Origin of the sequence: Curtobacterium sp. MCJR17_020 (assembly GCF_003234365.2) — a bacterium.
In the GTDB taxonomy this organism is placed as follows: Bacteria; Actinomycetota; Actinomycetes; order Actinomycetales; family Microbacteriaceae; genus Curtobacterium.
This window is the reverse complement of sequence record NZ_CP126260.1, coordinates 1,017,311-1,030,075: the sequence shown is the minus strand read 5'-3', so window position 1 is coordinate 1,030,075 and position 12,765 is coordinate 1,017,311. Positions and strand designations below refer to the sequence as shown.

The following is a 12,765-nucleotide window of genomic DNA, read 5'->3' as shown; positions in this document are numbered from 1 at the left end:
TGAGCGGGTGACGACGCCCGACGCCTCCACCGACTCCCGCACGCCGCAGTTCTCGATCGAGGTCGAGCACTTCGACTCCCCCGACGCGCAGCGGCTCCGGGCCGCGCAGCGCCTGGAGATCGACCGTGCCTACGGCGGCGACACCGAACCCGGCGACAAGCCGACGGCCGACTCCATCGCGGTGTTCTTCCTGGCGCGCGACGAGGCCGGCACTCCGCTGGCGTGCGGCGGACTGCGGGTCGTCGACGACGGCATCACCGAGATCAAGCGCATGTACGTCCGGCCGGAGTCCCGTGGCTCGGGTGTGGCGGCCGCGCTGCTGCGCCGGCTCGAAGAGGCCGCGCTCGACCTCGGGTCACCGGCGCTCGTGCTCGAGACGGGGAACGAGCAGAAGCGCGCCGTCGGGTTCTACGAGCGCGAGGGCTTCACGCGCATCGCCAACTTCGGTCCGTACGTCGGCGCCCCGCTGTCGATCTGCTACTCGAAGGTGCTGTAGACCGAGCACATCGAGACCGAGCACATCGAGCCCGAGCACATCGAGCCCGAGCGCATCGCCCCTGCACACGTCAGGCGCGGTCGTCGCCCTTCGGGGACGACGGGGACGACGGGGACGACGAAGACGACGGTGCCGGCGGCGTCGCACCGGGCACCCGCTCGCCGTACTGCGGCGGGTCCTGCGGACGACGCTCGGGGATCGCCGGCCCACCCGAGGTGGGTCGGTCCGCGGGGGCGGCGGATGCCGGGTCCGCGTTCTCCCCGTACCGGGGCCCGTCGTTCGTGCCGTACCGCGGCGGGGCCGTGGGCGCATCCGTCTGCCCGCCGGGGGCCGACGTGCCGGGCTGCTGCGGGCCTCCCGGCTGCTGGTGGGGCGTGGCGTGTCCGCCGTACGGCGACTGCTGCGGCGGGGCGGGACGCCACGGCTGCTGTCCCTGCACGGGCGCACCGGGAGCGCCCTGCTGGGGCTGCTCGTTCCAGTGCGTGGACGGCGTCGCGCCGTGCTCGCCGAGGATCCGCTGCGCCTGACCGGTCAGCTGTGGGTTGACGACGATCTGGTAGTTGGTGGCGAGCACCTGGTGGACGCTCGTGAAGTCGCGCTGCCGCTTGGTGATCGCGAACGAGACGATGCCGTAGAGCATGCCGAACGCGGCGCCGATGATCGCGGCGGCGAGGATCAGGCCGCCGGCGCTCGGCGAGAACAGGGTGAGCACGATGCCGAAGAAGATGCCGAGCCAGAGCCCGGACAGGGCCCCGGCGATCGCCGCACGGCCGTAGGTCATCTTGCCGGTGACGCGCTCGACGGTCTTCAGGTCGTTGCCCACGATCGAGAGCTGGTTGACCGGGAAGTCGGCGTCGGCGAGCTTCGCCACGACACGCTGCGCATCGGGGTAGCTGTCGTACGTGCCGAGGACGTCGCCCTTGGGCAGCGTCGGGAAGGCCTGGGCGGTCCTGCCGGCGAAGGGACTCTGATTGCTCACACAGCCATCATTCACCGCGCACCTTGCAATCGCACGTGCACCGCCGGGGAAGCGCCAGCACGCAACCGACTACGCTGGGTCGGGTGAGCGCCACGAAGGTCTTCGTCGCCCGCCTCGCCGGGTGCTCCGTCTTCGACCCCGCGGGCGACCGCGTGGGCAAGGTCCGGGACGTCCTGGTGGTCTACCGCCGGGCCGATCCCCCGCACGTCGTGGGGTTGATCGTCGAGGTGCCGGGCAAGCGCCGCATCTTCGTCAGCGTCGGCCGCATCACCTCGATCGGTGCCGGCCAGGTCATCACCACCGGGCTCGTCAACATGCGCCGCTTCGAGCAGCGCGGCGGCGAGGTCCGGGTGATCGCCGAGATGCTCGGTCGCAAGGTGCTCATCAAGAACCAGCGGATCCGCGCCACGATCGAGGACGTCGCGATCGAGGACCGCGGGCAGGGCGACTGGGAGGTCGCGCAGCTCTTCCTCCGCAAGCCGAAGACCACTCCGTCGCCGTTCGGCAAGGGGCCGACGACGTTCGCGACGTGGAACGAGGTCACCGAGGACGAGCTCCCCGGCGAGGCCCAGTCCGCCGAGCACGTCATCGCGGCCTACTCCGACCTGGTGCCCGCCGACCTGGCGAGCACGCTGCTCGACCTGCCGGAGGAACGCCGGTTCGAGGTCGCCGAGGAGCTCCCCGACGACCGACTTGCCGACGTGCTCGAGGAGATGCCCGACCAGGAGCGCGTCGAGATCCTGTCGCGGCTCGAGGACTCCCGCGCGGCCGACGTGCTCGACCAGATGCAGCCCGACGACGCCGCCGACGTGCTCGCGCAGTTCTCCGACGAACGGAGCGAGGCGCTCCTGCAGCTCATGGAGCCGGAGGAGGCGCAGGACGTCCGCATGCTCCTGGAGTACGAGCCGGACACCGCCGGTGGTCTGATGACCACCGAGCCCGTCATCGTCTCCGCCGACGCGACCGTCGCCGAGGGGCTCGCACTCGTCCGCCGACACGACCTCGCCCCGGTGCTCGGCGCCGCGGTGTGCGTCACGCTGCCGCCGTACGAGCCGCCGACCGGTCGGTTCCTCGGGCTGGTGCACTTCCAGCGCATGCTCCGCTACCCGCCGAACGAACGGCTCGGCACGCTCATCGACCAGCAGACCGAGCCGGTCCGGGTCGACGCGAGCGCCGCCGAGGTCACCCGCGTGATGGCGACCTACAACCTGCTGTCCGTCCCCGTGGTCGACGACGCCCACCGCCTCGTCGGGGTGGTGACGATCGACGATGTCCTCGACCACGTCCTGCCGGACGACTGGCGAAGTCAGGGCGAGGGGGAACCCTCACCGCTTCCACGCCAACGCCCGCGCAAGACACCCGTGACGACGGGAAGGAGGACCACCCGTGGCCCGAACGGATGAGAACCGTCGTGATCGCGAGCGCTCCGACGTCCGCCTCGACTCCCCCAAGGGCATGCGCACACGCGTGCTCCCGACCCGCCGTCGCGGCGGACGCGGTGACACGTTCGGTCGCGCGACCGAGGGCATCGCACGGGGCATGGGCACGCCGTGGTTCCTCATCGGCCTCACCCTGTTCTGTGTGGTCTGGATGGGCTACAACACCCTCGCGCCGAAGCCGTGGCAGTTCGACTCCGCCGCGATCGGCTTCACCGCGCTGACCCTGGTGCTGTCGTTGCAGGCCTCGTACGCCGCCCCGCTCATCCTGCTCGCGCAGAACCGGCAGGACGACCGCGACCGCGTGCAGTTCGAGCAGGACCGGCAGCGTGCGGAGCGCAACCTGGCGGACACCGAGTACCTGGCGCGCGAAGTCGTCGCGCTCCGGCTGGCGATGCGCGACATGGCGTCGAAGGACTTCATCCGTGCCGAGTTGCGATCCCTGCTCGAGGAACTCGACCGGCGCGACGCCGACGACGCCGGCTACGCGAACGAGCCCGGCAGCTCCACCCGTGGCTGACGCGGCTCCCGCCGACGAGCAGCTGGGCACGGCGGTCCTCGCTGCGCTCGGCCGCGTGATCGACCCCGAGATCCGTCGGCCCGTCACGGAGCTCGACATGATCCGTGGGGTCGACGTGCAGCCAGGAGGCGCGGTGCGCGTCGACCTGCAGCTCACGATCGTGGGGTGCCCCGCCGCCGACACCATCGAGCGCGACGTGCGCGTCGCCGCCGGTTCCGTGGACGGGGTGTCGTCGGTCGACGTCGACGTGTCGGTGATGGCCCCCGCGACGCGTGCCGCGCTGACCGAACGCCTGCGGGCCGGCCGGCCGAACGGCATCCAGTTCACGGCGGACTCGCTCACCCGGGTGATCGCCGTCACGAGCGGCAAGGGCGGTGTCGGCAAGTCGACGGTCACCGCCAACCTCGCCGTCGCGCTCGCCCGCCGGGGCTTGCGGGTCGGGATCGTCGACGTCGACGTGCACGGCTTCAGCATCCCCGGGCTGATGGGTCTGACCGACGAGCACGGCGTCGCGCCGCGTCCGACCCGGGTGGACAGCATGATCCTGCCGCCCGTCGCCCACGACGTGAAGGTCGTGTCGATCGGCATGTTCGTCGACGACGCCTCCACCGCGGTGTCCTGGCGCGGCCCGATGCTGCACCGCACCGTGAACCAGTTCCTGACCGACGTGTTCTTCGGCGACCTGGACCTGCTCCTGCTCGACCTGCCGCCCGGCACCGGTGACGTCGCGATCTCGGTCGGTCAGCTCCTCCCGCACGCCGAGGTCCTGGTCGTGACCACACCCCAGGCGGCCGCGGCCGACGTCGCCGAGCGCAGCGGGATCGTCGCACGGCAGACGGGCCAGCGGGTGATCGGGGTCGTCGAGAATATGGCCGGGCTCGTGCAGCCCGACGGCTCGGTCCTGCACCTGTTCGGCGAGGGCGGCGGCGCCGAGACCGCGGCCCGGCTGTCCCGCGGGCAGGACGCCCCCGTGCCGGTGCTCGGCAGCGTGCCGCTCTCCGTGCCGCTGCGCGAGGGCGGGGACACCGGTCTGCCGGTCGTGCTCGGCGCGCCGGAGGACCCCGCGGCCGTCGCACTCGCCGCGATCGCCGACGGCATCACGACGATGGGGCGCGGACTGGCCGGACGGAAGCTGGGCCTGTCACTGTCCTAGGCTCGTCAGCATGAGCATGGATCACGTCAGCGTCGACTGGGACCGCGCCCGCGACACGAACCGGGCGAACTGGGACGACCGGGTGCCGATCCACGAGGGTGCCTACGCCATCGACGAGCTGTCCGACCCGGCGCACCGCTCCGACGTCGTGCGCGACGATCTGCCGGCACTGACGCCGTGGCTGCCGAACGGCTCGCTCGCCGGCCTCGACGTCTGCCACCTGCAGTGCCACATCGGCACCGACACCGTGTCGCTCGCCCGTGAGGGCGCCCGGCTGATCGGCGTCGACTTCTCCCCCGCGGCGCTCGCCTCTGCCGCCGGCCTCGCGACGCGGCTCGGACTCGACGTCACCTGGGTGGAGACCGACGTGCTCGACGCCCGCGCTGCCGTCCCCGGCGACTTCGACCTCGTCTACACGAGCATCGGCACGATCTGCTGGCTCCCCGACCTGGACCGCTGGGCAGCGCAGGTCGCCGGCTTGCTGCGCCCGGGCGGGGTGTTCTTCATCCGCGACGGTCACCCCGCGCTCTACGCCCTCGACGAGACCGCCGACGAGCTCGTCACCCGGTACCGGTACTTCCCGGACGGCACCGCGCAGCAGTGGGACGACGCCGGCACCTACGCCGGCGACGGCACCGTGGCGAACACCCGCACGTTCGAGTGGCCGCATCCGCTGTCCGAGATCGTGAACGCCCTGCTCGGCGCCGGACTCCGACTCCGCCGCCTGGACGAGGGGCGCACGCTGCCCTGGCGCTTCAGTCCCCGCATGGAGGACACCGGCGACGGCTCGTGGGCGTGGCCCGACGCCGATCGCGACCGGGTTCCCCTGACCTACACGATCGTCGCCACCCGCGACTGACGACGGGCGTCCTGCCGTCCGCTCGGCGCACACCTGTACGTTCGTTCATGGACAGGTCGTTCCACCCCGGAGCATTATGCAAGGGCATTGCACAATGCCCTTGCGGAATGTGACCGCCTGGGCTCCACCCGCCGGACGACGACGTCCGGCCGAGGACAGGAGAACCGTGTGAACCAGAACACCCGAGTACGGATCGGCCTCGTGGCCACCGTCGCCGCAGTGATCGCCGGGGGATCACTCGCCGCAGCACCGGCCATCGCCGCGACACCGTCGTGCGCGACCGCGTGGACCGCCGGCACCGCGTACTCCGGCGGTGCCACCGTCAGCGAGAACGGATCGAACTACACCGCGAACTGGTGGACGCAGGGCGACGACCCCGCGACGCACGCCGGGGCGACGGGCAGCGGCCAGCCGTGGACCTCGACCGGCGCCTGCTCCGGCACGGGCAGCGGCACCACTCCTCCCGGTGGGGGAACGACGACCCCGGGCACGGGCGGGAGCGGCGGCACGGCCAGCGGCCTGGTGTTCAGCCCGTACAAGGACATCACCGTGAACCTCGACTGGAACACGAACGTCATGAACACCGCGGTCACCGGGACGCGGATCCCGGTGGTCGGCTCGAGCAACAGCCTGGTGTCGACCCGCGAGCCCGGCCTCAAGGCGATCACCCTCGCCTTCGCGACCGGCACGTGCGGCAGCGAGAACTGGGGTGGCGTCGCGGCGGATGCCTTCGCGAACGCCAACATCCCGAAGCTCGACGCCGCCGGGGTGAACTACATCGTCAGCACCGGTGGAGCCGCCGGTTCGTTCAAGTGCTCGGGCGCCGCACTGCAGTCGTTCATCGCCCGGTACGCGACCCCGCACATGATCGGCGTCGACTTCGACATCGAGAGCGGTCAGTCCGCCGCCGACGTGCAGAACCTGGTGAGCGCCGCAGCCCTCGCCCAGGCGAAGTACCCCGGCATGCGTTTCTCGTTCACGCTCGCGACCCTGGCCGCGAGCGACGGCTCGTACGGCGGGCTGAACAGCACCGGCGACGCCACCGTGAAGGCGATCAAGGCGTCGACCCTGACGAACTACACGATCAACCTCATGACGATGGACTTCGGCCGCGCAACCGCCGCGAACTGCGTGCTCTCCGGCTCCACCTGCCAGATGGGCAAGTCCTCGATCCAGGCCGTCACCAACCTGCAGCACACGTACGGCATCGCGTCGTCGAAGATCGAGGTCACCCCGATGATCGGCGTCAACGACACCACCGACGAGGTCTTCACCCTCGCCGACGTCGACACCCTGTCCGCCTACGCGAAGGCCAACGGCCTCGCCGGGATCCACTACTGGTCGCTCGACCGGGACACGCCCTGCGCCTCGACCACGGCGTCGTCCACCTGCAGCTCCGTCCCGAGCGCACCGGCACTCGCCTGGACGGATCGCTTCCTCGCCGACCTGAAGTAGTCGTCACCACTCCGAGGACGGGAGGCCCGGTGCCAGCTGGCACCGGGCCTCCCGTACGTCTCGTGGTCACGTGACGGGCGTCAGGTCGCTTCCGCGTCGAACGGTGGCGCTTCTCCCGCGGCCAGCGGCACGACGGGAGCGGTCGCGCGCACCTTGGAGGCGGTCACCTGCGCGGTCTGGACCGCGGCGGCACTGCTGGCGCTGCCGGAGTCGAGGAGCGCGTCGCGGATGATCCGGCGGGGGTCGTACTGTCGCGGGTCGAGCTTCTGCCACTCGATGTCGTCGAACTCGGGGCCCATCTCGTCGCGCATCCGCTCCTTCGCGGTGTCGGCGAACCGGCGGACGGCCTTCACGAACTCGGCCAACTTCTGGGCGTACATCGGCAGGCGCTGCGGCCCGAGCAAGAGCACGGCAATGATCCCGATGATCAGGATCTTGTCGAGCGGGATGTTCACGTGAGCGAGCCTAACCCGTACGGCTCCGATGCACCCCTAGAGTTGTCAACCGAACGGAGTGTGCGTGTCAGAGAAAGAGTCGAACTGGAAGTTCGCCGAGGACATCGTCTCGGAGTCCGAGGCGATCGCCCGCGCTCGTGAGCACTCCCTGGAGCTCGGTGTCGAGGCGATCTCGCCCGCGATCGGCGCGCAGATCGGCGTGATCGCCGCAGCCTCCCGAGCCACGAGCATCATCGAGATCGGGACGGGCCTGGGAGTCTCCGGGCTGTACCTGCTCGGCGGCGCGCCGAACGCGACCCTGACCACGATCGACGTCGAGGTCGACCACCAGCAGTTCGCCCGCGACGCCTACATCAGCGCCGGCACCGCCCCCGCTCGGATCCGGCTCATCCCGGGCCGCGCGAACCAGGTGCTCCCCCGGATGAACGAGGCGTCGTACGACGTCGTCCTGGTCGACGCCGACCCCGAGCACGTCATCGAGTACGTCGAGCACGGGCTGCGGCTCGCGCGCCTCGGCGGGACCGTCCTGGTGCCGCACGCACTGTGGCGCGGACGCGTCGCCGATCCGGTCAAGCGCGACCGGGCGACCACGGACTTCCGGCTGCTGCTCACCGAGGTGTCGACGTCGGGTGCGGTGCGCAGTGCGCTCTCGCCGGCTGGTGACGGGCTGCTGCAGCTGACGAAGGTCACCGCGTAGCGCACGCTGCGTCACCCTCGCCGTCGGTCACTCGAGGTGCCGGAGGTACCGCTCGGGTGACTCGAGGAACGAGCGCTGGTTGCGCACCAGGTCGAGCTCGTCCCACTCGGTGCGCCGGAACCCCCACTCGCCGACCTCGTGGATCGTCGCGCCCGGGAACGCCGCCAACACCGGCGAGTGCGTCGAGAGCACGACCTGTCCGACCCCGCTGTCGACGATCGATCGCAGCAGCGCGATGAGCGTCAGGCACCCGGAGAAGGACAGCGCCGACTCGGGTTCGTCGAGGATCCAGAGCCCCGGCCACTGCGCGCGGTCGATGACGAAGTCGAGGAACGCCTCCCCGTGACTGCGTTCGTGGAACACCGGCTCCGGGCGGGAGTGGTTCGGGTGGTCCTCGAGGTAGGTGAAGAAGCCGTGCATGGTCTCGGCGCGCAGGAAGAACCCGCCGCGGGGCGCACCGAAGTCACGGCGGAGGACGATGTGCTCCCACAGGTCCGACTCGGACGGGCGCGTCGAGTGGTTCGCCAGGGTGGAGCCGCCCTCCGGCGACATCCCGAAGCGGAGCGCGATGGCCTCGATCAGGGTCGACTTGCCGACACCGTTGTCGCCGACGAACACCGTCACGGGGTCGAGGTCGAGCCCCTCGTCGAGCAGCTGCCGCACCGGGGGCAGCGTCGCCGGCCAGACGTCGCGCGGCATCGGGTCCGGGTCGCGGTACTCCTCGACGCGGCGGATCGGCATGTGGGTCCTCGGCACGAGGCCATCCTGCCGGACGCAGACGACGGGCCCGGCGCGTACACGCTCCGGACCCGTCGTTCTGGTGCTTTCGACTACTAGGCCGAGACGACCTCAGCGAGTGCGTCATGGAGTTCCTTGGCCTCGGCATCGTTGACCGAGACGACCAGGCGGCCTCCTCCTTCGAGCGGAACCCGCACGATGATGAGTCGACCCTCCTTAACAGCCTCCATCGGCCCGTCACCGGTCCTCGGCTTCATGGCTGCCATCAGATGTCCCCTTTCGTGCAGTACATGCCCGCTCATTATCTCGTATTGATGGGGCAACTGCGAAACCGCCCAGGTTGGGGGTGTCGGATCGGCGGTTCTTCGCGGGTTCCGTTCGTAACCTTGGCGGATGCCGAACATCCGCTCCATGCGCCGTCAGTCCCCCAGCGGACGACCCGAGCCGACCGGCGGCTCCGACGACGCGGTGCCTGCCGGTCTTCGGATCGGCGCGGCGTTCACCTGGCGCATCCTCGTCGTGGGTGCCGGCCTCGCCGTCCTGGTGGCGCTGGTCGTGCTGCTGCAGGACATCGTGGTGCCGTTCCTCATCGCGCTGCTCGTCTGCGCACTGCTCATGCCGATGTCGTCGTTCCTGCAGCGGCACCGGTGGCCGAAGTGGACGGCGGTGTTGTCGAGCCTGGTGGCGCTGGTGCTGGCGCTCGGCGGACTGGCGCTGCTCGTCACCGAGCAGGTGCGGTCCGACCTGCCGTCGCTCGAACGCCGGCTCCACCACAGCGTGCAGTCCCTGCGGACCCTGCTCGACGGCGAGCCGTTCGGGATCACGGCGAAGGACGTCGACTCCTGGGTGTCGAACGGCTTCGACTACCTGCAGGCGCACGCCTCGACGATCTTGTCGGGCTTCCAGGCCGCCGGCACCGGCGCCGTGCACGTGCTCGAGGGGCTGTTCATCATCGTGTTCACGACGCTGTTCGTGCTCATCGACGGCCCGCGCATCTGGGGGTGGGTCGTCCGGCTCTTCCCGCGCCGGGCTCGTGCTCGCATCGACGTCGCCGGGCACGCGGGCTGGAAGACGCTGACGAGCTTCATCCGCGTCCAGCTGGTGGTCGCCGTCACCGATGCCCTCGGCGTGACGATCGGCGCGCTCGCCCTGCAGATCCCGCTGGCGATCCCGATCGGCGTCATCGTGTTCTTCGGTGCGTTCGTCCCCGTCGTCGGGGCGATCGTCGCCGGTGCGGTCGCGGTGCTCATCGCCCTGGTCTTCAACGGCTGGGTGCCGGCGCTCGTGATGCTCGGCATCGTGGTGGTCGTGCAGCAGCTCGAGAGCCACGTCCTGCACCCGTTCCTGACCGGCACGGCCGTCAAGGTCCACCCGCTCGGGGTCGTCCTCGGGGTGACCGCGGGCACGACGATCGCGGGGGTCGTCGGTGCGTTCTTCGCGGTGCCGTTCATCGCCACCGTCAACGCGATGGTCGTGGCGGCGGCGAACTGGCGGCCCGGTGACCCGGAGCCGATGTCAGCGACGGTGCCGAAGCGCGAGCGGAGCGGTCCCGCCGCACGACTCCTGGCGCGCGCGCAGGCCCGTGAGCGCCGTGCCGATCACGGCGGGGTCCAGTCGTAGCCGTCGATCCACCAGCAGGAGTACAGCCAGACCCACTGCAGTCCGACGAACGCCACCACGACGGCCACCCGGTACACGCGCGACCGCGGCAGCGCCACGATGCCGAGCAGCGGCGCGATCGGCACCAGGATCCGCCACGTGCTCGACTGCGGGAAGAACACGGCGAGCAGGTACACGACGTAGGCGATGCCCCAGAGCCGCAGCTCGATCCCGATCCGTCGTGCCGCGGGCATGCAGACGAACGCCGCGAAGCCGACGACCACGACGGCCAGCAGGATCCCGCCGGCCGGCTGGTGGAACCACCACCCGAAGCCCTGGATCCACGGCGCGAACGGCACGAGCTCCTGCCACCCGACGTACGACGACCGCCAGGCGAGCTCGGTGTCGGTGTAGGCCTTGGGCACCCCGGTGACCGCCCAGGCGATCGCCGGCCACGCCAGGCCGACCAGTCCGGACACGAGCGCGACCACGGCGGGCGGCACGAGGCGGCGCAGGGTGAGCGGCTCCGACGACCGCACCCACGCGGGCCGGATCGCCCACGCGCCGACGAACAGCACGACGAGCAGCGCGAACGCGAGTCCGGTCGGCCGGGTCATGCCGAGCAGCAGCACGACGGGCAGCATCGTCCACCACCGCCGGTCGACCATGAGCAGCAGCGCGACGAGCAGCAGGAACAGGCCCATGGACTCGGCGTACGCCACCTGGAACATCGCCGACACGGGCGCGACGCAGAACAGCACGGTGGCGAAGGTCGCCCGCGCCGGGTCGAGGAAGCGCCCCATCAGGCGACGGAACACGAGCGCAGCGCCGAGTCCGGCGAGCAGCGAGACCGCCACCGCGACGAACTCGAACGACGCCCCGGTGAGCAGCATCAGGCCGCGCACCAGGAACGGGTACGCGGGCATGAACGCCCACGCGTTCTCGGTCACGTGCCCTGCCGCGTCCACGGGCAGGGTCGACGGGTAGCCGCCGGTCGCGATCACGCGGTACCACGCGCCGTCCCAGATGGACGCGAACGACAGGTACGCCGGGTGCTGGACGGTGAACGAGTTCGCCGCCTGCACGCTCGCGAAGGCCTGCATCATCAGTCCGGTGACGAACCGGGCGAGCACGTAGACGACCGTGATGCGGACCCACCACGGCACCACCCGGTAGCGGGCGCGCCAACGGGTGCGTGCAGGGGTCGGCCGGGTGGCCCCGGCCGTCGTCAGGCCGTCAGCCACCGACGGAGGCCGGCCTCGACCGCGGTGATCTGCGCGACCGGGACCTGCTCGTCGTCGTGGTGGGCGAAGACGGGTTCACCGGGGCCGTAGTTGACCGCGGGCACCCCGAGCGCTGAGAAGCGGGCGACGTCGGTCCAGCCGTACTTCGGGCGGGGCTCCGGGCCGCCGACCGCCGACACGAAGTCCTGCGCGAGCGGGGCGTCGAGGCCGGGGCGGGCACCGGCGGCGAGGTCGACGATGGTCACGTCGTAGCCGTCGAAGAGCTCGCGGATGTGGGCCACGGCCTCGTCTGCCGAACGCGACGGCGCGAAGCGGTAGTTCACGTGCACCATCGCCTCGTCCGGGATGATGTTGCCCGCGATGCCGCCGCTGATCCCGACGGCGTTGAGGCCCTCGCGGTACTCGAGCCCGTCGACCGTGACCGTGCGGGGCTCGTAGGCGGCCAGCGTGGCGAGGATCGGTGCCGTCTTGTGGATCGCGTTGTCGCCGATCCAGCTGCGGGCGCTGTGCGAGCGCTTGCCGAACGTGCGGATCTCGGCGCGGAGGTTGCCGTTGCAGCCACCCTCGATCTGCGCACCGGACGGCTCCCCCAGGATGGCGAAGTCGGCGGCCAGCAGTTCCGGACGGGTCCGGGCGAGACGGCCGAGGCCGTTCAGCAGGTCGCTGACCTCTTCGTGGTCGTACCAGACCCACGTGACGTCGACCGAGGGTTCGACCAGGTCGTACGCGAGCTTGAGCTGCACTGCACAGCCCGCCTTCATGTCGACGGTGCCGCGACCCCACAGGATCTCGGTGCCGTCCTCGGTGGTGCGGAACTCGGTCGGCAGGTTGTCGTTGAGCGGCACGGTGTCGATGTGCCCGGCGATCACGACACGGCGGTCGCGGCCGAGGTTCGTGCGGGCGACGATCGCGTCGCCGTCGCGGATCACCTCGAGGTGCGGCAGCGGTGCGAGCACCGCCTCGATCGCGTCGGCGAGGGCCTGCTCGTTCCCCGACACCGATTCGATGTCGCAGATGGCACGGGTGATGTCGATGGACGAGGCGGTGAGGTCGAGCTGCTCCGGCATGCGGTCACCTTATCTGCCGTCGCCCCCGTCGCGCTGGCCCACGGCACGGCGGCCGGGAGGCACGGTG

14 protein-coding genes are annotated in these 12,765 nt (G+C 70.9%); 8 read left to right on the top strand and 6 right to left on the bottom strand.

What is annotated here, in order from left to right; all coding sequences use genetic code 11:
- Nucleotides 1-7: 7 nt before the first annotated feature.
- Entirely contained in the window at nucleotides 8-496 is a 489-nt protein-coding gene (locus DEJ14_RS04975; protein ID WP_111084993.1) for a GNAT family N-acetyltransferase, read from the top strand.
- Between the two features lie 70 nt (nucleotides 497-566).
- Here DEJ14_RS04975 and DEJ14_RS04970 read toward each other — a convergent pair whose 3' ends face one another.
- Nucleotides 567-1,475 carry a YflT domain-containing protein gene (locus DEJ14_RS04970; RefSeq protein ID WP_111084992.1) on the bottom strand — a complete coding sequence of 303 codons (909 nt, stop codon included), beginning with the start codon at nucleotides 1,473-1,475 and terminating at the stop codon, nucleotides 567-569.
- A gap of 83 nt (nucleotides 1,476-1,558) precedes the next feature.
- Here DEJ14_RS04970 and DEJ14_RS04965 point away from each other — a divergent pair, with 83 nt between their 5' ends.
- From DEJ14_RS04965 to DEJ14_RS04945, 5 genes are all read left to right on the top strand, one after another.
- A complete protein-coding gene (locus tag DEJ14_RS04965; protein ID WP_111084991.1) occupies nucleotides 1,559-2,878 on the top strand; it encodes a magnesium transporter MgtE N-terminal domain-containing protein in 1,320 nt (439 codons plus the stop codon).
- A gap of 52 nt (nucleotides 2,879-2,930) precedes the next feature.
- Entirely contained in the window at nucleotides 2,931-3,431 is a 501-nt protein-coding gene (locus DEJ14_RS04960) for a DUF1003 domain-containing protein (RefSeq protein WP_111085044.1), read from the top strand.
- Entirely contained in the window at nucleotides 3,424-4,584 is a 1,161-nt protein-coding gene (locus DEJ14_RS04955; RefSeq protein ID WP_111084990.1) for an Mrp/NBP35 family ATP-binding protein, read from the top strand. The genes DEJ14_RS04960 and DEJ14_RS04955 overlap by 8 nt, the downstream gene beginning before the upstream one ends.
- Nucleotides 4,585-4,594: 10 nt before the next feature.
- Nucleotides 4,595-5,443, top strand: coding sequence for a class I SAM-dependent methyltransferase (locus DEJ14_RS04950; RefSeq protein ID WP_111084989.1), 849 nt, complete (start codon nucleotides 4,595-4,597; stop codon nucleotides 5,441-5,443).
- 168 nt (nucleotides 5,444-5,611) lie between these two features.
- Nucleotides 5,612-6,898, top strand: coding sequence for a carbohydrate-binding protein (locus DEJ14_RS04945; RefSeq protein WP_220036411.1), 1,287 nt, complete (start codon nucleotides 5,612-5,614; stop codon nucleotides 6,896-6,898).
- 80 nt (nucleotides 6,899-6,978) lie between these two features.
- Here the strand turns inward: DEJ14_RS04945 and DEJ14_RS04940 are convergent, their stop codons facing one another.
- The gene (locus DEJ14_RS04940) at nucleotides 6,979-7,353 is read right to left on the bottom strand and encodes a twin-arginine translocase TatA/TatE family subunit (protein WP_111084987.1); all 375 of its coding nucleotides are present in this window, start codon (nucleotides 7,351-7,353) and stop codon (nucleotides 6,979-6,981) included.
- A gap of 64 nt (nucleotides 7,354-7,417) precedes the next feature.
- Between DEJ14_RS04940 and DEJ14_RS04935 the strand changes: the two genes are divergently transcribed.
- The gene (locus DEJ14_RS04935) at nucleotides 7,418-8,050 is read left to right on the top strand and encodes an O-methyltransferase (RefSeq protein WP_111084986.1); all 633 of its coding nucleotides are present in this window, start codon (nucleotides 7,418-7,420) and stop codon (nucleotides 8,048-8,050) included.
- Nucleotides 8,051-8,077: 27 nt separating this feature from the next.
- On the opposite strand, the gene DEJ14_RS04930 is transcribed toward DEJ14_RS04935, so the two are convergent.
- Both DEJ14_RS04930 and DEJ14_RS04925 read right to left on the bottom strand, forming a co-directional pair.
- Complete coding sequence (locus tag DEJ14_RS04930) at nucleotides 8,078-8,806, bottom strand: AAA family ATPase (protein ID WP_111084985.1); 729 nt, start codon at nucleotides 8,804-8,806, stop codon at nucleotides 8,078-8,080.
- A gap of 77 nt (nucleotides 8,807-8,883) precedes the next feature.
- On the bottom strand, nucleotides 8,884-9,054 hold the full coding sequence (locus tag DEJ14_RS04925) for a DUF3117 domain-containing protein (RefSeq protein ID WP_017887054.1): 171 nt from the start codon (nucleotides 9,052-9,054) through the stop codon (nucleotides 8,884-8,886).
- A 127-nt stretch (nucleotides 9,055-9,181) separates the two neighbouring features.
- On the opposite strand from DEJ14_RS04925, the gene DEJ14_RS04920 reads away from it, so the two are divergent.
- A complete protein-coding gene (locus DEJ14_RS04920) occupies nucleotides 9,182-10,408 on the top strand; it encodes an AI-2E family transporter (RefSeq protein WP_258373232.1) in 1,227 nt (408 codons plus the stop codon).
- Here the strand turns inward: DEJ14_RS04920 and DEJ14_RS04915 are convergent.
- Nucleotides 10,387-11,631, bottom strand: coding sequence for a hypothetical protein (locus tag DEJ14_RS04915; protein WP_111085042.1), 1,245 nt, complete (start codon nucleotides 11,629-11,631; stop codon nucleotides 10,387-10,389). The two genes, DEJ14_RS04920 and DEJ14_RS04915, sit on opposite strands and share 22 nt — an antisense overlap.
- Nucleotides 11,616-12,698 (bottom strand): succinyl-diaminopimelate desuccinylase, encoded by a 1,083-nt coding sequence (gene dapE, locus DEJ14_RS04910; protein WP_111084984.1) that lies wholly within the window; start codon nucleotides 12,696-12,698, stop codon nucleotides 11,616-11,618. The genes DEJ14_RS04915 and dapE overlap by 16 nt, the downstream gene beginning before the upstream one ends.
- Between the last annotated feature and the right edge of the window lie 67 nt (nucleotides 12,699-12,765).